Genomic DNA, 21,054 nt, shown 5'->3' with positions numbered 1-21,054 from the left:
CGGGCTGTCGACGCTCGTGCTCGCGCTCTAGGCGACGGGCGAGGCGATCGGGCCGCGCGCGGCCTCGTAGGCGGCGCCGACGCGGTAGAGGCGCTCGTCGGCGAGGGCCGGCGCCATGATCTGCAGGCCGACGGGCAGGCCGTCGTCCGCGGACACACCCGACGGCACCGACATCGCGCAGTGGCCGGCCAGGTTGGTCGGCAGCGTGCACAGGTCGGAGAGGTACATCGCCAGCGGGTCGTTCACCTTCTCGCCCAGCTTCCACGGCGTGAACGGGCTCGTCGGCGAGACCAGGACGTCGACCTTCTCGTACGCGGCGTCGAAGTCACGCGCGATCAGCGTGCGGACCTTGAGCGCCGAACCGTAGTAGGCGTCGTAGTAGCCCGACGACAGCGCGTAGGTGCCGATCATGATGCGGCGCTTGACTTCCTTGCCGAAGCCGGCGGCGCGCGTCGCGGCCATGACCTGCTCGGCGCTCATGTCGCCGTCGTCGACGCGCAGGCCGTACCGCATCGCGTCGAACCGGGCGAGGTTCGAGGACACCTCGCTGGGCAGGATCAGGTAGTACGACGCGAGGGCGTACTCGAAGTTGGGGCACGAGACCTCGACCACCTCGGCGCCGAGCGCGGTCAACTGCTCGACCGCGGCGTCGAACGACGCGATGACGCCGGGCTGGTAGCTGTCCGAGCGCAGTTCCTTGACGACGCCGACGCGCACGCCCTTCAGATCGCCGGAGGCACCCTGGCGGGCCGCCTCGACGACCGGGCGGACCGGCTCGTTCACCGACGTCGAGTCGCGCGGGTCGTAGCCGGCGATGACCTCGTGCAGCAGCGCCGTGTCGAGCACGGTGCGACCGCACGGGCCGCCCTGGTCGAGCGACGACGCGCACGCGACGAGACCGAAACGCGAGACCGTGCCGTAGGTGGGCTTGGTACCGACGGTCGCGGTGACCGCGGCGGGCTGACGGATCGAGCCGCCGGTGTCGGTGCCGATCGCGAGCGGCGCCTCGTACGACGCGAGCGCGGCCGCCGAGCCGCCACCCGAGCCGCCCGGAATCCGCGTGGTGTCCCACGGATTACGGGTGGGGCCGTACGCGGAGTTCTCGGTGGACGAGCCCATCGCGAACTCGTCCATGTTGGTCTTGCCGAGGATCGGGATACCGGCCTCGCGCAGCTTGGTGGTGAGCGTCGCGTCGTACGGCGACACCCAGTTCTCGAGGATCTTCGACGCGCACGTGGTCGGCATGTCAGTGGTCGTGAAGACGTCCTTGAGGGCGATCGGCACGCCCGCGAGCGCCGACACCGGCTTCTCGCCGGCAGCGATCGCGGAGTCGACCTCCTTGGCGGCGACCAGCGCCTGCTCGCCGGCAACGTGCAGGAACGCGTGCAGCTCGCCGTCGACCTTCCCGATCCGGTCGAGGTGCGCCTGCGTGACCTCCACCGAGGAGACCTCGCGGGAATGGATCTTCGACGCCAGCTCGGACGCGTCGAGACGAGTCAGATCGGTGCTCATTCGCCCTCTCCCAGGATCTGCGGAACGGCGAACCGGTCCTCTTCGACGGCCGGGGCGCCCGACAGCGCCTGCTCGGGCGTGAGGCCCGGCACGATGACGTCCGGCCGGGTCACGTTCGAGATCGGGTTGGGGTTCGCGGTGGGCGGGACATCATCTGCCGCGACCTCCGACACCGCCTTCACGTGGCTGAGAATCGAATCCAGCTGACCGGCGAACTCGTCGAGTTCGGCGTCGGTCAGGGCGAGCCGGGACAGCCGGGCGAGGTGGGCGACCTCGTCACGGGAGATGGCAGGCACCTTCGGTGACCCCTTTCAGGTCGAAGTGAACGTTCCCGACCAGCCTAGAGCGTGCCCGGATCGGTCGTGCAGCCCGTCACCCCAGCGGGCGCAGAGCGGGAGTGAAAAGATAGAGGAGGCGGGGGCCCGCACCGTGTCCCTTCTTCGGCATCGAACCCGAGGCTTCGAACGACTGGAAAGGTCACCCGTGTCCTACCTGCTCCGCGTCCAGCTCCCCGACCGGCCCGGCAGCCTCGGCGCACTCGCCGTCGCGCTCGGATCCGTCGGCGCCGACATCCTCTCGCTGGACGTCGTCGAGCGTGGCGCGGGATTCGCCGTGGACGACCTGGTGGTCGACGTCGAGGCCGGATCGCTGCCCGACACCCTGATCACGGCGGCCGAGAAGCTGGCCGACGTGCACGTCGACTCGATCCGCCCGTACTCCGGCATCCTCGACACCCATCGCGAGCTCGAGCTCATCGACCACGTCGCGACCGCGCGCTCGGACCGGCTCCAGGTGCTGGTCGACAACGCACCGCGGGTGCTGCGGGTGGGTTGGTGCACGGTGATGGACACCGGCCGCCACGGCGCCTTCCGGGTGGTCGGCAGCCCCGGTGCACCGGAGACCCACGCCGGCGACGCGCCGTGGATGCCGCTCAAGAAGGCAACCGTCCTCGACGGCGACGAGGACTGGGTGCCGCAGACGTGGCGCGACATGGACACCACCCTCGCCGCGGCGCCGCTCGGCACCACCGGCCGGGCCCTGCTGCTGGGCCGGCCCGGCGGCCCCGACTTCCGCCCCTCGGAGGTGGCGCGGCTCGGCTACCTGACCGGGATCCTCGCCACCGTCCTCGGGTAACGGCCAGCCTGACGGCCGGGATTTTTCACACGAGTTCGCGCACCAGCGCAGTGAGCTCCATGCCGGGCACGGGCTCCCAGTTGCGTTCCGGGGCGGGCACGAAGCCGTTGCGGTCGTAGATCCGGCGGGCGTCGACCATGTCGGACTGCGTCGAGATGACGACGGCGCGGTCGCCGCGGTCGTAGGCGACGTCGAGCACGTGCCGCACGAGCGCCGATCCGACGCCCTTGCCGCGCGCCGCCTCGGAGACGGCGAGCATGCGGAACTCGAGTTCGCCCTTCTCGGCGACGTCGGCGAACGCGGACGCGGGCTCGGCGATGGTCACCGAGCCGACGATCTCGCCGTCGACCTCGGCCACCACGACCTTCGCCTGCTCGGCGCGGGTTGCGGTGTCGCGCAGACGATCGGCGTACATGTCCGCCTCCGATACGAAGCCACCACCGATGTAGACGTCGGCGGTCAGTTCTCCGACGGTCTCGTAGTCGGCAGGTGTAGCGGGTCGGATATCGATCATGGCGTCACTATGTCAGCCGATGGCCCCGGCCGGAAAACCGATTCAGAAGCCGATTTGAGACTCGCACCACATTCCGGACGAATATGATCATGGGCCACATTCCCGCCGACCCGGACCACCGCCGTGTGGTGCGACCACACCCGCACCGATTCCCACCAGCACCGACGCCTCCGGCCGCACCGCCCGAACACGGGACCCGACGAGCCCGACTTCCGCCCGCCGGGGACCGCCCCTCAACGACCGCGCGTCGTAGAAGTGGCGTTCATCACGTAGACAAGCGCGGCGCGGCAGTGTGAATGTTGCTGTCGCACTGTGCTTCTGCCCCCTCGCGGTGTCGGGGCCCTCAGATTCCGTCCGGTCCGTGTTCCAGAAGACGCCGGAAACCCGCCTCGTCCAGGATCGGCACGCCCAGTTCCTCGGCCTTGGCCGCCTTCGAGCCGGGGGCGTCGCCGATCACGACGAATGCCGTCTTCTTCGACACCGAACCGGCCGCCTTGCCGCCCCGGATCAGGATCGATTCCTTCGCCTCGTCCCGGGTGAAGCCGTCGAGCGAACCCGTGACGACGATCGACAGTCCCTCGAGATTGCGCACGATCGACTCGTCGCGCTCGTCCTCCATGGTCACGCCCGCCGCGCGCCACTTCTCGACGATGTCGCGGTGCCAATCGACGCTGAACCAGTCGACGACCGCGGCCGCGATGGTGCCGCCGACGCCGTCCACAGCGGCCAACTCCTCGACGCCCGCGTTCTCGATCCGCTCGAGGCTGCCGAACTCGCTCGCGAGGGCGCGCGCCGCGGTCGGGCCCACGTGCCGGATCGACAACGCGACCAGCACCCGCCACAGCGGCTGCTGCTTGGCCGAACCCAGATTGTCGAGCAGCCGACGGCCATTGGCGGACAGCTTGCCGGCCTTCGTCCGGAACAGCGACGCCTCGAGCAATTCGCTCTCGGTGAGCGAGAAGAGGTCGCCCTCGTCGCGGATCACCCCGGCCTGCAGCAGCGCGGTGGCCGCCTCGTAACCGAGCACCTCGATGTCGAACGCACCGCGCCCCGCGACGTGGAACACGCGCTCGCGCAACTGCGCCGGGCACGAGCGCGTGTTGGGGCAGCGGATGTCGGCGTCGCCCTCCTTCGCGGGCGCGAGGGTCGTGTCGCACTCGGGGCACTCGGTGGGCATCACGAACTCGGTCTCGGTGCCGTCGCGCACGTCGACGACGGGCCCGAGCACCTCCGGGATCACCTCGCCGGCCTTGCGGATCACCACCGTGTCGCCGATCAGCACGCCCTTGCGCTTGACCTCGGACGCGTTGTGCAGCGTCGCGAGCGACACCGTCGAGCCCGCCACCAGCACCGGCTCCATGTACGCGAACGGGGTGACGCGGCCGGTGCGGCCGACGCTGACGCGGATGTCGAGCAGCTTGGTGGTGGCCTCCTCCGGCGGGTACTTGAACGCGACCGCCCACCGCGGGGCCCGCGACGTGGAACCCAGCCGCCGGTGCAGCGACATCTCGTCGACCTTGACGACCAGGCCGTCGATCTCGTGCTCCACGTCGTGACGGTGCTCGTCCCAGTACTTGACCTTGTCGACCACGGCGTCGATCCCGACGACCCGTGACGTGTGCGTCGACACCGGCAGCCCCCACGCCGCGAGTGCGGTGTATGCCTCGTACTGCCCGGCGGGGTCGAACCCCTCGGTGCGGCCGAGGCCGTGGCAGATCATGCCGAGCCGACGTCGGGCGGTCACGGCCGGATTCTTCTGTCGCAGTGAGCCGGCCGCGGAGTTGCGCGGATTCGCGAAGGGCGCCTTGCCGTCCTGGACCAGGGAGGCGTTGAGGGCGGCGAAGTCCTCGAGGCGGAAGAACACCTCGCCACGAACCTCGAGCAACGCCGGAATCGGGTATTCGTCACTGGGTGTGAGGGTTTCGGGGATGTCGGCGATCGTGCGCGCGTTGAGCGTGACGTCCTCACCGGTGCGCCCGTCACCACGCGTCGCGGCGCGGACCAGCTTGCCGTTCTCGTACACGAGGTTGAGCGCGACGCCGTCGATCTTGACCTCGCACAGGTAGTGCAGGTCCGGACCGGTCTCGGCTTCCACGCGGCTGGCCCAGGTGCGGAGCTCGTCGTAGTCGAAGACGTTGTCGAGACTGAGCATTCGCTCGAGATGGTCCACGGCGGTGAACTCGGTCGAGAACCCGCCGCCGACGAGCTGGGTCGGCGAGTCCGGGGTCCGCAGATCCGGGTGCCGCTCCTCGAGGGCGTTCAGTTCACCGAGCAGTTGGTCGAACTCGCCGTCGGAGATGATCGGCGAATCGAGCACGTAGTACCGGAACTGGTGCTTGCGCACCACCTCGGCCAGTTCCTGCCAGCGTTCGCGATCCTCGGCGCTCGCGGGTTCCACCGCGGCGTCGGACGGGTTGGTCATGGCGGTGACGGCTTCGTTCTGGTCCACCTGGGAAGGTTATCGCAGCCTGGCGACAGTTTTCGCGGTCGCGGACGCCCGTTCAGGGCATCGCGGACGGGTCCGCGCCGTCGGCGAACGCGCGGGTCAGTTCGTTCGCCGCGCGCAGTGCCGAGCGGGCCCAGTCGCTTCCCGCCCCGGCCAGGCCGCAGCTCGGCGTCACGGCCACCCGCGACGACAGCAGTGTGCGGGCGAAACCGAGACGGTCCAGCAGCCGCGTCGCCGGCTCGGCCAGCTCCCGCCACCCGGGGGCACGGTCCGACGCGGTCGTCGGCACGAGACCCAGCGCCAGGTCGACGCCCGCGTCGAGCAGTTCCCCGACGCCGTCGAGGTCCGACGTCCGCAGCGCGCTCACGTCGAAGCCGACCATCGCGGCACCGCTGCGGCGCAGCAGACCCCACGGCACGTCGGCCCCACAGCAGTGCACCAGGACCGGCGCGCCGATGCGTTCAATCGCGGACTGCAGCACGTGCAGTGCCTCGGGCTCGGGCAGCGCCCGCGGGGCCTGCAGGATCGACACCCCCGGCAGCGAACCGGCGAGTACCGCCGGCAGCGCGGGCTCGTCGAGTTGGACCACGATGGGCGACTCGAGCCGCCGGGCGGCGTCTGCGGCGTGGGCCGCGATCCCCTCGGCCAGCGACTCCGTGACGTCGCGCAGCGCGCCACGATCGGTCAGGACCCGGTGCCCGCCGAACAATTCCACCTGCGACGCGAGGGTCAGCGGACCGACGGCCTGCACCTTCACCGGCTGATCGGTGCCGCGGCGCCCGGCGAGCTCCCACGCCTCCTCGAGCGCGTCCAGGTCGCGGGCCAACAGGTCCCGTGCGGTGCGGGTGGCCGCGCCGACCCGCTGGGCCAGGCGATATCCGGTGGTGGAGGTGTCGAGCGGCATGTCGACCAACAGCGCCGCCGCCCGGCCGACCATGTCCGCGCCGATGCCGCGGGCCGGCAACTCCACCAGGTGCGGCAGCGCGGGAAGCTCACCGACGACGATTTCGGCGGCCCCACGTGGATCGGTGCCCGGCCAGGATCCGACACCCGTCGCGACACCGACGGGGATCCGTGCGTCCGTCACGGCCGATCCGACGGCGAGACCGTGCCGGTGCCCGAGATGGTGCCGCTGCCGATGACGACGTCGCCGGCCTCGTCGGGGCGGTAGAGCACGACGGCCTGCCCCTTCGCGACGCCGGTCAAGGGCTCCGACAGCTCGACCACGATGCCGCCGTCGACCTCCGCCGCCACCGCGCGGGCGGTGCCCCCGTGGGCGCGCACCTGCACCACGCACTCGACCGGCCCGTCGGGCGCCTGCCCGGACGTCCAGATCGCGCGGTCGGCGGTGATGGTCCACACCTTCAGGCGTTCGGCCGAGCCGACCCGCACGGTGCCCGTTTCCGGTTCGATCGCCGTCACGTACCGCGGCTGACCGTCCGCCGCCGGGCCCTGCACACCGAGGCCCTTGCGCTGTCCGATCGTGAAGCCGTGCACGCCATCGTGATTCGCGAGGACCTCACCGGTGTCGGCGTCGACGACGGCGCCGGGACGGATCCCGATCTTGGCGCCGAGGAACGCGCGGGTATCACCGGACGGGATGAAGCAGATGTCGTGGCTGTCGGGCTTGTTCGCGACCGCGAGTCCGCGTTCGGCGGCCTCGGCGCGGATCTGTTCCTTCGGGGTGTCCCCGACCGGGAACATCGCCCGCGAGAGCTGGCCGGCGGTGAGGACCGCGAGCACGTAGGACTGGTCCTTGTCGGCGTCCACCGCGCGGCGCAGCACGCCGTCCTCGAGCCGCGCGTAGTGGCCGGTCGCGACGGCGTCGAAGCCGAGCGCGATCGCCCGGTCCGCCAGCGCCGAGAACTTGATCTTCTCGTTGCAGCGCAGGCACGGATTCGGCGTCTCGCCCGCGGCGTACGACTCGACGAAGTCGTCGATCACGTCTTCCTTGAAGCGATCCGCGAAGTCCCAGACGTAGAAAGGGATTCCGAGTACGTCGGCGGCCCGCTTGGCGTCGCCCGCGTCCTCCTTGGAGCAGCATCCGCGCGAGCCCGTACGCAATGTCCCCGGAGCCGTCGACAGTGCCAGGTGCACGCCGACGACGTCGTGGCCGGCGGCCACCGCGCGTGCCGCGGCCACCGCGGAATCCACGCCGCCGCTCATCGCTGCCAGAACTCGCATCTAACGATCCCCTCCGTTCGTTCCCCGGGCGCCGGCACTGGCCAGTCCGGCGGCGCGCGCACGTTCGATCACCTGCGGCAGCGCGGACAGCAGGGCCTCGACGTCCCGCTCGGTCGACGTGTGCCCCAACGAGAAACGCAGCGACCCACGTGCGACGGCCGGGTCGACACCCATCGCTGTCAGTACGTGACTCGCGCTCGCCACACCGGCCGTGCACGCCGAACCGGTCGAGCATTCGACACCCGCGACGTCGAGCAGCATCAGCAGGGAGTCACCCTCGCAGCCGGGGAAGGTGAAGTGCGCGTTACCCGGAAGCCTGCCGGCACCGGTCGGTCCGTTGAGGACCGCGTCGGGTGCGATGCGCCGTACACCCTCGATCAGGCTGTCCCGCAACGAGATCAGCTCGGCGCTGCGCGCCTCCATGTCCGACGTCGTGATCCGCAGCGCCGAGGCGAGCCCGACGATCGACGCGGTGTCGTGGGTTCCGGATCGCAGATCCCGCTCGTGACCGCCACCGTGCAGCAGCGGCACGCACGGCACCTGACGACCGAGCAGCAGCGCGCCGACGCCCTGCGGACCGCCGAGCTTGTGCCCGGCGATGCTCAGCGCGGACAACCCGCTGGCCGCGAAGTCGACCGGCAGGTGGGCCGCGGCCTGGACCGCGTCGCTGTGCATCGGGATGTCGTACTCGGCCGCGACGGCCGCGATCTGCGCGATCGGGTTGATCGTGCCGATCTCGTTGTTGGCCCACATGACGGTGACGAGGGCGGTCTCCTCGGCGTGCACGGCCAACTCGGCCCGCACGACATCGGGATCCACCGCGCCGCTCGCGTCCACCGGCAGCCACGTCACCTGCGCGCCCTCGTGTGCGACGAGCCACTCGACGGCGTCCAGCACCGCGTGGTGCTCGACGGCGCTCGCGAGGATCCGGGTCCGCCTGGGATCGGCGTCGCGCCGCGCCCAGAAGATGCCCTTGACGGCGAGGTTGTCGCTCTCGGTGCCTCCGGACGTGAAGATCACCTCGGACGGTCGGGCACCGAGGCACGCCGCGATGGACTCGCGGGACTCCTCGATCCGCCGCCGGGCCGCCCGGCCGGAGCCGTGCAGCGACGAGGCATTACCCACCGTGGCGAAGATCTCGGTCATCGCCTCGATCGTGGCCGGATACATGGGTGTGGTCGCGGCATGGTCGAGGTAGACCGCAGAGCTGTGGGCAGACGAGATCATGGCTCGTCAAGGATAGCCCTTCGCCGGGAACCGGCACGTCGGCGGACATCCCATCACGCGGCCTGCTCGCTCCGACCGCCCTCCAGCTGCGCCAGGAGGCGCTGAACGCCACGGTCCGCGCCGCGGCGCACGTGCTGTTCACACCGGTGCGCGAGTTCGCGGCGGCACGAACCCGGGTCCTGACGTGCACCGACGACGACCTCGGCCCGCAGTCCCCGACTGCGCAGGACCCGCCGCATCGCGGACACGATGCCCTCGTCGCCGACGAAGCCCGGACCCGTCGTCCGTCCGCCCGAGGCGTCGACGTAGTCGACCGAGATCGGCAGGACCGGGCGGCCGGCGTCGACGGCGGCCTGGAACAGCGCCGGCCGGAACCTACCGAACGACCGACCGCACCACGTGGTGCCCTCCGGGAACGCGATCACCGTCTCGCCCGCGACCAGCCGATCCCGCACCACCGAGACCGTGCCCGGCAGCCCGCGCAGGCTGTCGCGCACGATGGGGATGACGCCGGCCCGGCGCGCGACCCCGCCGAGCAGCGGCCACGAGATCAGATCGGCCCGGGCAACGAACCGGCCGGGCACCACCGCCGCGAGCACCAGGATGTCGAGCCACGACACGTGCCCGGCAACGACGAGCACTCCCCCGTCCACCTCGTCGACCCGACCCGTGACGTCGAGTCGAATACCGATGCCACGCAGCGCTGTCCGCGAGAGCAGACGGTGCACCGCGCACCGCCTCCGGGCGGGCAGCAGCCGCACCAGCGGCAGCAACAGCGAACACGACGCCACCGCGACCAGCGCGAACCAGCGACCGCACGCGGTCGCGATCGACACCCGTGCGGGCCGCTGCGGCAGACACCCGGCCCCGCACGGGCTGACCGGCACCCACGGGTTGCTCACGCCGCGGCCTCGATCGTGGCCGACGCCCGCCGCAGCCGCTCCAGGTACCGGACGTCGGCGCCGTGCAGACTCTGCAGCGCCACGAAGTCCGCCACCCTGAAGTCCGGATCGTGCGCCGGCTCGCCGCAGATCTTCGCGCCCAACCGCAGGTAGCCGCGCAGCAGCGGCGGCACCGCCGGCCGCGCGGGCGGGGTGATGTCGTCGAGCGAGCGCCCGTCCACCCGGACGGGGCGCAGCGGCCGCACCCACCGCGAGCGGTCCGCGGCGTGCCGGTCGAGCAGGAAGTCGCGCACGGCCCGCACGTTCGCGCCGGCCACGGCGTCCGGCCGATCCTGCATCGGCACCGAGACGCAGCCCATGACGGTGTCGTGACCCGTCAACTGGAGGTAGTGGAGGATGCCCGCCCACATCAGCGCGAGGACCGACCCCGACCGGTGCGCGGTGTCGACGCACGCGCGTCCCATCTCGACGACGCGGTGCGCGGCCGGATCGAGCGCGGAGAGATCGAACTCGGTGGCGGTGTAGTAGCCGCCGGCCGCGAGAGCGGCGTCCGGCGGAAGCATGCGATAGCAGCCGACGAACTCGTCCGAGACGTTGTCCCGGACCAGCAGGTGGTCACAGAAGTCGTCGAACCTGTCGACGTCGCGGGCGTCGGGCGATCGGGGGATCACGAAGCCGGGTTCGGAGGCGAACACTCGGTAGCGCAGGCGCTGCGCGGCCTCGCGGTGTTCGCGATCGGAGGAGACGAGGAGGGAATAGCGGGGCCCGGCGATCTCGGGCGCCGGCGCGGAACAGACGGTCTCGACGAGCGGCGAAGTTGTCATGGCGCAGGTCTATCGAGCGCGAGCAGCGCTGGGGCGTCGGCTCCGTGTCGCGTCGGTGCAGGTTCGGTGAACGTGCTGCGCCGCGCGCACATTGACGCCGCGCGTGCACGATCGAGCGCGCGGGAGGCAAGTTCGCGCGCGGGGCGGCTGTGGACAGCCCGAGTTGTCCACAGGTCGATGCAACGGCCGCGCTCGGGCTACCGATTCCCGAACTGCAGGCATCGCTGCTGGGCCCGGACGGCCGCTTACTCGGGCGCGTCGACTTCCTCTTCGCCGACGCCGGCGTGGTCGGCGAGTTCGACGGGAAGGTCAAGTACGGCAAGTACGTTCGCGCCGGCCAGGATCCGGGCGACGCAGTGTTCGCGGAGAAGCAGCGCGAGGACCGGATCCGCGACGCCGGCTGGGGAGTGGTGCGGTGGACCTGGCGGGACCTGGACCGCCCGGCGGTGATCGGCGAGCGAATCCGTCGGGCGATGACGCGGCGCGACGGTCGGCCGCGGCCACTGGGCACGGTGCTGCGCGCGAATTGACGCCCCGCGCGCACGATCGCGCGCGCGGGAGGCGAATCTGCGCGCGGCGGTGGCCATCCGACGAAACGCGAAACCCCCGCCACCGGAATCGGTGACGGGGGTTTCGGGAGCCTCGGGGCCGGGATCAGCCCTTGTGAGCCTTGACGGCGTCGGTCAGCTGCGGTGCGACGTTGAACAGGTCGCCCACGACGCCGAAGTCCGCGATCTCGAAGATCGGGGCCTCTTCGTCCTTGTTGACCGCGACGATGGTCTTCGAGGTCTGCATGCCGGCGCGGTGCTGGATGGCACCGGAGATGCCGAGCGCGATGTACAGCTGCGGCGAGACCGTCTTACCGGTCTGACCGACCTGGAACTGGCCCGGGTAGTAGCCCGAGTCGACGGCGGCACGCGAGGCACCGACGGCGGCACCGAGCGAGTCGGCGAGCGCCTCGACGACCGAGAACTTGTCGGCCGAGCCGACGCCGCGGCCACCGGAGACGACAACCGACGCCTCGGTGAGCTCGGGGCGGTCGCCACCGACGATCGGCTCACGCGAGACGATCTTGACGGCGCTCTCGTCCTGGGCCGGAACCTCGACGACGACCTGCTCGCCGGCAGCTGCCTGCGGCTGGGCCTCGACGGCACCCGGGCGGACCGAGATGACCGGAACCTCGCCGTTGGCCTTGGCCTCGACGGTGAACGCGCCACCGAAGATCGAGTGGACGGCGCTGCCGTCGGCCTTGACGTCGACGACGTCGGACAGCAGGCCGGAGCCGATGCGAGCCGCCAGGCGACCGGCGACCTCCTTGCCCTCCGTGCTGGCGGCGAGGACGACAGCGGCCGGGCTGGCGATCTCGACCAGGCCGGCGAGAACGTCGACCTTCGGGGTCACGAGGAAGCCGTCGATGTCGTCGGACTCGGCGACGTAGATCTTCGCGGCACCGGCGGCGGCCAGCGCGTCGGCCAGCTTCGCGGCGGTGCCGGCCGCGCCGGCGACGACGGCGGACGGCTCACCGAGCGCGCGAGCGGCGGTGAGGAGCTCGGTGCTGACCTTCTTGAGCGCACCCTCGGCGTGCTCGACGAGCACCAGTACTTCTGCCATTGCTTACTTCTCCCTGTCTTGTCTGCTGGTCTCGAGGGGGCCGGATCAGATGATCTTCTGGCCCACGAGGTACGCGGCGATCTTGGTGCCGCCGTCGCCCTCGTCGGTGACGCGCTCGCCAGCGGTACGCGGGGGCTTGGGGGTGGAGGCGGTGACGGTGGTGCCGGCGTTGGCGACGCCCACGGTCTCCGGATCGACGCCGAGGTCGGCCAGGGTCAGGACCTGAACTTCCTTCTTCTTGGCGGCCATGATGCCCTTGAAGGACGGGAAGCGCGGCTCGTTGATCTTCTCGGTGACCGAGACGATGGCCGGCAGGCCGGCCTCGAGGCCGAAGACGCCCTCGTCGGTCTCGCGCTCGCCGGTGACCTTGCCCTCGGCGACCGTCAGCTTGCGCAGCTGGGTCAGCTGCGGCAGGCCCAGGTACTCGGCGATGATGGCCGGGACGGCGCCGATGCGGCCGTCGGTGGCCTCGTTGCCGGCGATGACCAGGTCGGCGGCCTCACCGTTCTCGAAGCTGATCTGGCCGAGAGCTGCGGCCAGGGTCCAGCCGGTCTGGACCGCGTCGGAGCCGTGCAGCGCCGGGTCGTTGACGTGAACGGCCTTGTCGGCACCCATGGACAGCGCCTTGCGGATGGCGTCGGTGGCGCGGTCGGGGCCGGCGCACAGCACGATCACCTCTCCGCCCTGGGCCTCCTTGATGAGGAGGGCTTCTTCGACGGCGCGCTCGTTGATCTCGTCGAGCACGGCATCGGCGGCCTCGCGGTCAAGCGTGAAGTCGCCGTCGGTGAGCTTGCGCTCGGACCACGTGTCGGGGACCTGCTTGATCAAAACGACGATGTTCGTCATGGGTCTTCGTCGACCTCCTGTTTGTAGCTAGCTGATGATCGCGAGCAACTCCGCGAGATGCCGAGCTCTCGTAAGTAATTTCGTTGCACGTTGGCTGTGCGACAGATTACCCCACAGCAAGTTACCGGCCGGTAACTTAGGCGGAATCCGGTCTCACCATAACCGCCGACGAGCGCTTTCACGGCTGTGATGTGGACCACCCCGAAGGTTGTCCGATCCGGTGCCACTAACCTCGCTGAGGTGAGCGAATCCACAGTTGGTTCCACGACCGCGCGCGCAGACGCCTCGAACGAGGCGTCCACGCTGCCGTTGACCGGCGAACGCACGGTGCCCGGAATCCCCGAGGAGAACTACTGGTTCCGGCGTCACGAGGTGGTCTACCGCGACCTCCTCCCCCGCTGCGCCGACCGCGCCGTGCTCGAGGCCGGCTCGGGAGAAGGCTACGGCGCCAACATGATTGCCGACGTGGCGACGAAGGTCACGGGGCTCGACTACGACACCTCGGCCGTCGAACACGTCCGCGCCCGCTATCCCCGTGTGGAGATGCTGCACGGCAACCTCGCCGAGCTGCCGCTCGCGGACGAATCCGTCGACACCGTCGTCAACTTCCAGGTGATCGAACACCTGTGGGACCAGGCGCAGTTCCTGCGCGAGTGCCACCGCGTGCTGCGCCCCGGAGGCGAGCTGTTGGTGAGCACCCCGAACCGGATCACGTTCTCCCCCGGCCGCGACACTCCGCTCAATCCGTTCCACACCCGCGAGCTCAACGCGGCCGAACTGACCGAACTGTTGGTCGAGGCCGGGTTCCGGGTCGCGCTGATGACCGGTGTGCACCACGGTCCGCGGCTGCGGGACCTCGACGCCAAGCACGGCGGGTCGTTCATCGACGCCCAGATCGAGCGCGCCCTCGCCGGCGAGCCGTGGCCGGAGGCGCTCGCACGCGACGTCGAGGGCATCGACGTGGACGACTTCGTCCTGCGCGAGGCCGACATCGACACCAGCCTCGACCTCGTCGCGGTCGCGATCAAGGACCCCCTGAAATGACCAGTGTGACCGGGGCTGCCGTGACGAAGACCGAGCCGGGCATGTTCTGCCTGGTCCTGCACTCACATCTGCCGTGGCTCGCGAATCACGGCCGCTGGCCCGTCGGCGAGGAGTGGCTGTACCAGTCGTGGGCGGCGACGTACCTGCCGGTGACGGCGGTGCTGCGCCGGCTCGCCGCGGAGGGCCGCACCCGGCTGCTCACGCTGGGCATCACCCCGGTGCTCGCGGCGCAGCTCGACGACCCGCACTGCCTCGACGGCATGCACCACTGGCTCGGCAACTGGCAGATCCGCGCGCACGAGGCCGCCGGCATGTCGTCGACGTCACAGCGCGAATTGGGCGCGCGCGAGCACCGCGCGTCCGCCGCCGCGCTCGAGGACTTCGAGACCCGCTGGCGCCACGGCGGATCCGCGGTCCTGCGCGAACTGATCGGCGCCGAGACGATCGAGCTGCTCGGCGGCCCGCTCGCGCACCCGTTCCAGCCGCTGCTCGACGAGCGGATGAGAGCGTTCTCGCTCACCGAGGGACTCGCCGACGCGCGGGCCCGCTGGAACCACACGCCGTCCGGGATCTGGGCACCCGAGTGCGGATTCACCCCCGGCATGGAGGCCGGCTACGCGGCTGCGGGCGTGTCGCACTTCATGGTCGACGGCCCCGCGCTGCGCGGCGACACGTCGGCCGGTCGGCCGGTGTGGGACTCCGACGTCGTCGCGTTCGGTCGCGACCTCGAGGTGAGCTACCGCGTGTGGTCGCCGAAGACCGGCTACCCGGGCCACGCCGCGTACCGCGACTTCCACACCTACGACCACGACACCGGGCTCAAGCCCGCCCGGGTCACCGGCCGCACGGTGCCGTCGGAGAAGAAGGCGCCGTACGATCCGGCGCTGGCCGCGGCCGCCATCGACAAGCACGTCGACGACTTCGTCGAGACCGTGCGTCGACGCCTGCGCAGCGAGTCCGAGCGCGTGGGCCGGGACGCGCTGGTGGTGGCCGCGTTCGACACCGAACTGTTCGGGCACTGGTGGTTCGAGGGACCGCAGTGGCTCGAGAAGGTGCTGCGCGCGCTGCCGGAGGCGGGCATCGAGGTCGGCACCCTCGCCGACGCCCGTGCCCGCGGCTACGTGGGCGAACCGGTCGAACTGCAGGACTCGTCGTGGGGTTCGGGCAAGGACTGGCGGGTGTGGGCCGGCGACCAGGTGCAGGACCTGGTGCAGCTCAACGCCGAGGTGGTGCAGACCGCGCTGGACACGATCGACAAGTCCCGCGATTCGAATCCGGAACACCCCGAACTTCGCAATCGGGTCCACGACCAGATGTTGCGTGAGACGCTGATGACGGTCTCGAGCGACTGGGCGTTCATGGTCAGCAAGGACTCGGCAGCCGGGTACGCGCGCGACCGGGCCCACAAGCACGCCCACGCGTTGCGGGAGATCGCCGACGCCGTCGCGTCCGGTCGGGACGACGTGGCCCGTCGCCTCGCCGACGGATGGAACGCCGCCGACGGTCTGTTCCCCGCTCTCGACGCGCGGCGCCTGCCCGGTCCCCTGACTGAAACAGCCGCATTCGCTGGGAGCGTGTGATGAGAGTTCTGATCGTGTCGTGGGAGTACCCGCCCGTCGTGGTGGGTGGGCTGGGGCGACACGTCCACCATCTCGCCACCGAACTGGCCGCCGCCGGCCACGAGGTGGTCGTGCTGGCGCGGCGACCGTCGGGCACCGACCCGTCCACGCATCCGACGACGACGGAGATCGCCGACGGCGTGCTCGTGGTCGCCGTGGCCGAGGATCCGCCGCACTTCGTGTTCGGTGAGGACATGCTGGCGTGGACGCTGGCGATGGGGCACGCCATGGTCCGAGCGGGAGTGGCCCTGTCCAAGGAGGGGATCGGCGAGGGCTGGCAGCCCGACGTCGTGCATGCCCACGACTGGCTGGTGGCGCACCCGGCGATCGCGCTCGCCGAGTTCTACGACGTCCCGCTGGTCTCGACGCTGCACGCGTCGGAGGCCGGCCGGCACAGCGGCTGGCTGTCGGGCCGGGTGAACCGCCAGGTGCACTCGGTGGAATGGTGGCTCGCCAACGAGTCCGACTCGATCATCACGTGCTCGGCGTCGATGGAGGACGAGGTCACCGAGCTGTACGGCCCGGAACTGCCACCGATCACCGTGATCCGCAACGGCATCGACGTCACCACGTGGAGCTATCGTCAGCGCGCGCCGCGGTCGGGGCCGGCGACACTGCTGTACGTGGGCCGACTCGAGTACGAGAAGGGCGTGCAGGATGCGATCGCGGCGCTGCCGCGGATCCGGCGCAGCCACCCGGGCACGACGCTGGCGATCGCCGGCGAGGGCACCCAGTTCGAGTGGCTGCAGCAGCAGGCCCGCACCCACCGCGTCGCGCGGTCGGTGACGTTCCTCGGCAACCTCGACCACGAGGAGTTGCTCGGCTGGCTGCACGGCGCCGACGCGATCGTGCTGCCCAGCCGCTACGAGCCGTTCGGGATCATCGCGCTCGAGGCAGCGGCCGCCGGCACCCCGCTGATCGCGTCGACCGCGGGCGGACTCGGCGAGGCCGTCGTCGACGGGGTGACCGGACTGTCGTTCGCGCCGGGCGACGTCGACGGCCTCACGTCCGCGGCCCGGGAGACGCTCGACGATCCGGATGCGGCGCAGGTTCGGGCGCAGGCGGCTCGAGATCGGCTCACCGCCGACTTCGACTGGGGCAAGGTGGCCGAGGAGACCGTGCAGGTGTTCTCGGCGGCCAAGCGTCGGGTGCGGCACCCGTTGGCGCGGCCGGAGATTCCCGAGCGCCCGCTACCCGGTCGGTAGCGGGCACCCGGCCCGGTTCACTTGGGGGCGGCCGCCCCGTTGCCGTTCACCGCGGCCGGATCGGCGGCGGCCGCCTTCTTGCGGGCGATGTCCTCGAGGGCGGCGATGTACTTCGCCCGCTCCTCGGCGCCGGACTCCCAGTCGGCGCGACGGTTCTTCACGGCCTTGGCGGGAGAACCGACCGCGATGCTGAAGTCGGGGATGTCGCCCTTGACGACGGCGTGGGCACCGAGCACGCAGCCGCGCCCGACGCGGGTGTTGCGCAGCACCGTGACCTTCGCGGCGATCCACGTGTCGGGTCCGATGCGGACCGGGCCCTTGACGATGCCCTGGTCCTTGATCGGCATCGTCACGTCCTCGGTCCGATGGTCGAAGTCGCAGATGTAGCACCAGTCCGCGACGAGCGTCGATGCACCGATCTCGATGTCGATGTAGGTGTTGACGACGTTGTCCTTGCCGAACACGACCTTGTCGCCGATCCGCAGCGAACCCTCGTGGCACCGCAGGGCGTTGCCGTCACCGATGTGGACCCACTTACCGATCTCCATCCGCGAGAGCCCGGGGGTGGAGTGGATCTCGACGTTCTTGCCGAGGAACACCATGCCGCGCGTGATGATGTGCGGGTTCGCGAGTTTGAACTTCGCCAGGCGGTAGTAGCGGACCAGGTACCACGGGGTGTACGCCTTGTTCGCGATGACCCACTTCAGCGAGGCCAGCGTCAGGAAACGGGCCTGATCACTGTCCTGACGTCGAGATCCGCGCCACCTCGAGCGCAACGGTGCGCCCCACATGCTCGTCATGACACACAAGCCTACGGACTGCGACTGTGTGCCTCGTCACGTGCCCTCGGTGTCGGTTACGCCGCGTGCCGTCCGACGCCCTGATCGCCCCATGCCTGCCCGGTCCAGGAGCCGCCCGCCCAGCTCGGGGCGACGGTGACGTGGCGTCGCCGGGCCCGCCGCCGACGACCGCGCATCACCCATTCGTCGTCGTGCGCCACCACATACGCGGTGACGGCCCCGACGGCGGCGGTGACGAGCATCGCGACGACCGACGTCATGACGATGCCCATCGCACCGGCGATCCCGGCGACGAGCAGGATGGCGACGACGCGACCCGCCGACGGGGACCCCAGCAGATAGTCGTTCTGCGGATCGGACACGACGGGAGATTTCTCGCGTGTGGACGGCGCGGCCGGAGGATCGACGGCCTCACTCGCACCAGGTTCCCGCGCCTGCACTTCGGATTCCGTCCCCGTTCCCGGCTGCATGAAACTATTAGACACAATTGCCTGCGCGGTGTCGCAGCGAAATTCATAAACGATCGGCAACAATCACGGGACACGCGAATTGCATGGTTGACGTTCACGCCAATCGGACAGTTCAGCCACGCAGTGCGTTTTCCACGGACACGTACGGCAACGCGTGGGCCAACGCGACCGGCGCGTGCGTGACCTGCCCCGACCAGGTATTGAGCCCCATCGCGAGCGCCGGATCGTCGCGCATTGCTGCGCGCCAACCCTTTCCGGCGACCGCGGACACGAACGGCAGGGTGACATTTACCAAAGCGTGGGTGGATGTATGGGGAACAACGCTCGGCATATTGGGAACCGCGTAAATAATCGAATTGTGAACTACATAGGTCGGTTGATCATGGGTGGTCGGCCTCGAATCCTCGAAGCACCCGCCCTGATCGATTGCCACGTCGACCAGCACGCTCCCCGGCAGCATCCGGGACACCTGCTCGGACGAGACCAGATGCGGCGCCCGGGCGCCGTGCACCAGCACCGCGCCGATCACCAGGTCGGCGTCGGTCAACGTCTGCTCGAGTTCGGTGCGCGTCGACACCGCCGTCGAGATCCGGGTCCCGAACCGCACGTGCGCGGCCCGCAGGCGTTCGACGTCGCGGTCGAGCACCGTCACCCGGGCACCCATGCCGACCGCGACCGCCGTCGCGTGCGTCCCGGCGCTGCCCGCGCCGATGACGACGACCCGCGCCGGCTGGACTCCGGGTACCCCGCCGAGCAGGATGCCGCGCCCGGAGCTGTTCCCCGAGGCCGTCGCCTGCAGCGCGTGCGCGCCCACCTGGGTCGCCAGGCGACCGGCGACCTCGCTCATCGGCGCGAGCAACGGCAACGAACCGTCGGACCGCTCCACCGTCTCGTACGCGATCGCGGTGACGCCGCTGGACAGCAGTGCCTCGGTGCACTCGAGCGAGGCCGCGAGATGGAGGTAGGTGAACAGCAGCTGCCCGCGTCGCATCAACTCGTACTCGGGCGCGAGCGGTTCCTTGACCTTCACCACCAGATCCGCCTCGGCCCACACGTCCTCGGCGCGATCGAGGATCCGTGCACCGGCGGCCACAAATTCGCCGTCGGGCATCGACGAGCCCGCGCCGGCCCCGCGTTCGACGAGTACCTCGTGCCCCTGCACGCGCAGCTCGTTCACCGCGAGCGGAGTGAGCGCGACCCGTAGCTCCCCATTCTTGATCTCCTTGGGCACACCAATTTTCATGATGTCTCCTCCGCCGGAACGGATCCCTCGGAACCCCCAATGACGACCTATGGTGGTCCCTTCATCGAGGGTCCCACGAAATGGTCCGGGGCGGTTCGGCGACGCCGAATCGTGGCCGGGATAGTCTCTGGTCCGACCAGATTCCGATTCGAGGAGATCCAATGCGGCGTGCCCTCAGGTCGTCGGCGGCAGCGCTGACGGCGATCTCGGCCCTCCTTCTCTCAGGATGCGGCGGGGATTCCGGCACCGAGAACGTCTTCGGCGCGGGCGGCTGGCCGGGGATGCACTCCGACGCCCGCAACAGCGACACGAGCTCGGAGACGGGCTCGCGTTCGCTCGACTTCTCGTGGTCCCGCCCGATCGGGGGCCCGACGCCGACCAGGGCGACGGTCGCCGCGAGCGGTCAGATCTTCATCACGTCCCAGGCCGAGCAGGGCTGCAATCTCCTGTCGTTCCAGATCGACTCCGGCCGCAAGCGCTGGTGCAACCGCGTCGGCCCGGGCGCGGCCGCCTCCTCGCCCGTCGTGGACGGTGCCACCAACGTCTACGTCGGTGAGGAAGGCGCGATGAGCTCGTTCAACGAGCACGGCCAGTTGCGCTGGCGCACACCGGTCACCGGTACGCCGCTCTCCGCGCAGTTCACCGGCGACGGCAACCTGCTGTTCGTCACCCAACTCGGCCAGATCAACGTGCTCGACCCGCAGACCGGCTTCAAGGTGGTCCCGTCGTACGACCTGATTCCGCCGGCGTCGTGGACGCAGGGCTCGAACGTCGAACCGGTGCCCAACGGACTCGGTCTCGACCAGTGCTTCGACGGCAGCTCCCCGTGCCCGGTCCCGAGCTCCCCGGCACTCGACCTGAGCAACGGCCGGTTCGTCTTCACGTTCTGGCGGCCCGGTGCGCCGCAGGCCGACCTCGTCGCGATGCGCTACACCGGCGGTGGCGACCCGAAGATCGAGCAGGACTGGTCCACGAGCACCCTGCCGGACGGAAGCCCGTCCAGCCCGGTCCTGTCGGCCGACGGAAAGACGGTGTACAGCAACGACAATGCCGGGCGCCTCTGGGCGGTGGACGCCGAATCCGGCACCCCCAGGTGGAGCCACGACCTCGGCTACCGGGCACTGGGCGGCCCGTCCGTCTCGGCCGACGGACTGATCGTCCCGGCCGGCGGCGAGAAGGGACGGCTGCTGGCATTGCGGGACCGCGGGGACCGCGCCGAAGTGGTGTGGGAGCGCGGCGATCTGCTCCAGGTCGGCGCCCCGGCCCAGGCGGCGGGCGCGACCGGCTACACGGTGGTCCGTGACGGCGACGGCGGGATCGCGCTGCTCACGTTCGACACCAGGACCGGAGAAACCCTCGACCAGGACGCACTGCCCGGCGGCAGCGGCTTCACCGCCGGCACGTCGATCGGGCCCGACGGGGAGATCGTCACGCCGACCCTCATCGGCGAGCTGTTCGTTCTGAAGTAGGCCG

Annotated in this window: 20 protein-coding genes; 6 read left to right on the top strand and 14 right to left on the bottom strand. The window is 70.4% G+C overall.

Annotation, left to right across the window (positions count from 1 at the left end; translation table 11 throughout):
* Positions 1-27 precede the first annotated feature (27 nt).
* Both gatA and gatC read right to left on the bottom strand, forming a co-directional pair.
* The gene (gene gatA, locus ABI214_RS22520) at positions 28-1,512 is read right to left on the bottom strand and encodes an Asp-tRNA(Asn)/Glu-tRNA(Gln) amidotransferase subunit GatA (RefSeq protein ID WP_348604673.1); all 1,485 of its coding nucleotides are present in this window, start codon (positions 1,510-1,512) and stop codon (positions 28-30) included.
* Positions 1,509-1,808, bottom strand: a complete 300-nt coding sequence (gene gatC, locus ABI214_RS22515) for an Asp-tRNA(Asn)/Glu-tRNA(Gln) amidotransferase subunit GatC (RefSeq protein ID WP_127914347.1) — start codon at positions 1,806-1,808, stop codon at positions 1,509-1,511. Before gatC ends, gatA begins: the two co-directional genes overlap by 4 nt.
* Positions 1,809-1,995: 187 nt before the next feature.
* Between gatC and ABI214_RS22510 the strand changes: the two genes are divergently transcribed.
* Positions 1,996-2,646: an ACT domain-containing protein gene (locus tag ABI214_RS22510; protein WP_348604672.1), complete on the top strand. Its 651-nt coding sequence runs from the start codon at positions 1,996-1,998 to the stop codon at positions 2,644-2,646.
* A gap of 25 nt (positions 2,647-2,671) precedes the next feature.
* On the opposite strand, the gene ABI214_RS22505 is transcribed toward ABI214_RS22510, so the two are convergent.
* The 7 genes from ABI214_RS22505 to ABI214_RS22475 all read right to left on the bottom strand — a co-directional run bounded on the left by ABI214_RS22505 (position 2,672) and on the right by ABI214_RS22475 (position 10,743).
* Entirely contained in the window at positions 2,672-3,160 is a 489-nt protein-coding gene (locus tag ABI214_RS22505) for a GNAT family N-acetyltransferase (RefSeq protein ID WP_348604671.1), read from the bottom strand.
* 343 nt (positions 3,161-3,503) lie between these two features.
* Positions 3,504-5,582, bottom strand: coding sequence for an NAD-dependent DNA ligase LigA (ligA, locus tag ABI214_RS22500; protein WP_348611931.1), 2,079 nt, complete (start codon positions 5,580-5,582; stop codon positions 3,504-3,506).
* Positions 5,583-5,661: 79 nt separating this feature from the next.
* The gene (locus ABI214_RS22495; RefSeq protein WP_348604670.1) at positions 5,662-6,693 is read right to left on the bottom strand and encodes a methionine synthase; all 1,032 of its coding nucleotides are present in this window, start codon (positions 6,691-6,693) and stop codon (positions 5,662-5,664) included.
* The gene (mnmA, locus tag ABI214_RS22490; RefSeq protein ID WP_348604669.1) at positions 6,690-7,790 is read right to left on the bottom strand and encodes a tRNA 2-thiouridine(34) synthase MnmA; all 1,101 of its coding nucleotides are present in this window, start codon (positions 7,788-7,790) and stop codon (positions 6,690-6,692) included. Before mnmA ends, ABI214_RS22495 begins: the two co-directional genes overlap by 4 nt.
* A complete protein-coding gene (locus ABI214_RS22485) occupies positions 7,791-9,017 on the bottom strand; it encodes a cysteine desulfurase family protein (protein WP_348604668.1) in 1,227 nt (408 codons plus the stop codon).
* A gap of 53 nt (positions 9,018-9,070) precedes the next feature.
* Positions 9,071-9,919, bottom strand: coding sequence for a lysophospholipid acyltransferase family protein (locus tag ABI214_RS22480; RefSeq protein ID WP_348604667.1), 849 nt, complete (start codon positions 9,917-9,919; stop codon positions 9,071-9,073).
* Positions 9,916-10,743: a GNAT family N-acetyltransferase gene (locus tag ABI214_RS22475; protein WP_348604666.1), complete on the bottom strand. Its 828-nt coding sequence runs from the start codon at positions 10,741-10,743 to the stop codon at positions 9,916-9,918. Before ABI214_RS22475 ends, ABI214_RS22480 begins: the two co-directional genes overlap by 4 nt.
* Positions 10,744-10,892: 149 nt before the next feature.
* Between ABI214_RS22475 and ABI214_RS22470 the strand changes: the two genes are divergently transcribed.
* Positions 10,893-11,273: a hypothetical protein gene (locus ABI214_RS22470; RefSeq protein WP_348604665.1), complete on the top strand. Its 381-nt coding sequence runs from the start codon at positions 10,893-10,895 to the stop codon at positions 11,271-11,273.
* 124 nt (positions 11,274-11,397) lie between these two features.
* Here ABI214_RS22470 and ABI214_RS22465 read toward each other — a convergent pair whose 3' ends face one another.
* Together ABI214_RS22465 and ABI214_RS22460 are read right to left on the bottom strand one after the other, a co-directional pair.
* Positions 11,398-12,354 carry an electron transfer flavoprotein subunit alpha/FixB family protein gene (locus ABI214_RS22465; RefSeq protein ID WP_348604664.1) on the bottom strand — a complete coding sequence of 319 codons (957 nt, stop codon included), beginning with the start codon at positions 12,352-12,354 and terminating at the stop codon, positions 11,398-11,400.
* A 45-nt stretch (positions 12,355-12,399) separates the two neighbouring features.
* The gene (locus tag ABI214_RS22460) at positions 12,400-13,200 is read right to left on the bottom strand and encodes an electron transfer flavoprotein subunit beta/FixA family protein (protein ID WP_348604663.1); all 801 of its coding nucleotides are present in this window, start codon (positions 13,198-13,200) and stop codon (positions 12,400-12,402) included.
* Positions 13,201-13,389: 189 nt separating this feature from the next.
* Here ABI214_RS22460 and ABI214_RS22455 point away from each other — a divergent pair, with 189 nt between their 5' ends.
* The 3 genes from ABI214_RS22455 to ABI214_RS22445 are packed head-to-tail and all read left to right on the top strand — an operon-like array spanning position 13,390 to position 17,068.
* Entirely contained in the window at positions 13,390-14,244 is an 855-nt protein-coding gene (locus ABI214_RS22455; RefSeq protein ID WP_408586295.1) for a class I SAM-dependent methyltransferase, read from the top strand.
* Complete coding sequence (locus ABI214_RS22450; protein WP_348604661.1) at positions 14,241-15,824, top strand: glycoside hydrolase family 57 protein; 1,584 nt, start codon at positions 14,241-14,243, stop codon at positions 15,822-15,824. The genes ABI214_RS22455 and ABI214_RS22450 overlap by 4 nt, the downstream gene beginning before the upstream one ends.
* Positions 15,824-17,068, top strand: a complete 1,245-nt coding sequence (locus tag ABI214_RS22445) for a glycosyltransferase family 4 protein (RefSeq protein ID WP_348604660.1) — start codon at positions 15,824-15,826, stop codon at positions 17,066-17,068. Before ABI214_RS22450 ends, ABI214_RS22445 begins: the two co-directional genes overlap by 1 nt.
* 17 nt (positions 17,069-17,085) lie before the next feature.
* Here the strand turns inward: ABI214_RS22445 and ABI214_RS22440 are convergent, their stop codons facing one another.
* From ABI214_RS22440 to ald, 3 genes are all read right to left on the bottom strand, one after another.
* Positions 17,086-17,868, bottom strand: coding sequence for an acyltransferase (locus ABI214_RS22440; RefSeq protein WP_348604659.1), 783 nt, complete (start codon positions 17,866-17,868; stop codon positions 17,086-17,088).
* 56 nt (positions 17,869-17,924) lie between these two features.
* Positions 17,925-18,230 (bottom strand): hypothetical protein, encoded by a 306-nt coding sequence (locus ABI214_RS22435; RefSeq protein ID WP_348604658.1) that lies wholly within the window; start codon positions 18,228-18,230, stop codon positions 17,925-17,927.
* 220 nt (positions 18,231-18,450) lie between these two features.
* Positions 18,451-19,581, bottom strand: a complete 1,131-nt coding sequence (gene ald / locus ABI214_RS22430) for an alanine dehydrogenase (protein ID WP_348604657.1) — start codon at positions 19,579-19,581, stop codon at positions 18,451-18,453.
* Between the two features lie 161 nt (positions 19,582-19,742).
* Between ald and ABI214_RS22425 the strand changes: the two genes are divergently transcribed.
* The gene (locus tag ABI214_RS22425; RefSeq protein WP_348604656.1) at positions 19,743-21,050 is read left to right on the top strand and encodes a PQQ-binding-like beta-propeller repeat protein; all 1,308 of its coding nucleotides are present in this window, start codon (positions 19,743-19,745) and stop codon (positions 21,048-21,050) included.
* Positions 21,051-21,054 lie beyond the last annotated feature (4 nt).

The sequence above is a fragment of the Prescottella soli genome, from assembly GCF_040024445.1.
In the GTDB taxonomy this organism is placed as follows: Bacteria; Actinomycetota; Actinomycetes; order Mycobacteriales; family Mycobacteriaceae; genus Prescottella; species Prescottella soli.
Note: the sequence above shows the minus strand (reverse complement) of the source record. Positions and strands in the feature narration are given on the sequence as shown.

Coding starts and splice junctions, on each gene's coding strand:
- ABI214_RS22425 (WP_348604656.1), top strand. CDS start 19,743: ATGCGGCGTGCCCTCAGGTCGTCGGCGGCAGCGCTGACGGCGATCTCG.
- ABI214_RS22445 (WP_348604660.1), top strand. CDS start 15,824: ATGAGAGTTCTGATCGTGTCGTGGGAGTACCCGCCCGTCGTGGTGGGT.
- ABI214_RS22505 (WP_348604671.1), bottom strand. CDS start 3,160: ATGATCGATATCCGACCCGCTACACCTGCCGACTACGAGACCGTCGGA.
- ABI214_RS22455 (WP_408586295.1), top strand. CDS start 13,390: ATGTGGACCACCCCGAAGGTTGTCCGATCCGGTGCCACTAACCTCGCT.
- mnmA (WP_348604669.1), bottom strand. CDS start 7,790: ATGCGAGTTCTGGCAGCGATGAGCGGCGGCGTGGATTCCGCGGTGGCC.
- ABI214_RS22440 (WP_348604659.1), bottom strand. CDS start 17,868: ATGACGAGCATGTGGGGCGCACCGTTGCGCTCGAGGTGGCGCGGATCT.
- gatA (WP_348604673.1), bottom strand. CDS start 1,512: ATGAGCACCGATCTGACTCGTCTCGACGCGTCCGAGCTGGCGTCGAAG.
- ABI214_RS22475 (WP_348604666.1), bottom strand. CDS start 10,743: ATGACAACTTCGCCGCTCGTCGAGACCGTCTGTTCCGCGCCGGCGCCC.
- ligA (WP_348611931.1), bottom strand. CDS start 5,582: ATGACCAACCCGTCCGACGCCGCGGTGGAACCCGCGAGCGCCGAGGAT.
- ABI214_RS22485 (WP_348604668.1), bottom strand. CDS start 9,017: ATGATCTCGTCTGCCCACAGCTCTGCGGTCTACCTCGACCATGCCGCG.
- ABI214_RS22465 (WP_348604664.1), bottom strand. CDS start 12,354: ATGGCAGAAGTACTGGTGCTCGTCGAGCACGCCGAGGGTGCGCTCAAG.
- ABI214_RS22450 (WP_348604661.1), top strand. CDS start 14,241: ATGACCAGTGTGACCGGGGCTGCCGTGACGAAGACCGAGCCGGGCATG.
- ABI214_RS22460 (WP_348604663.1), bottom strand. CDS start 13,200: ATGACGAACATCGTCGTTTTGATCAAGCAGGTCCCCGACACGTGGTCC.
- ald (WP_348604657.1), bottom strand. CDS start 19,581: ATGAAAATTGGTGTGCCCAAGGAGATCAAGAATGGGGAGCTACGGGTC.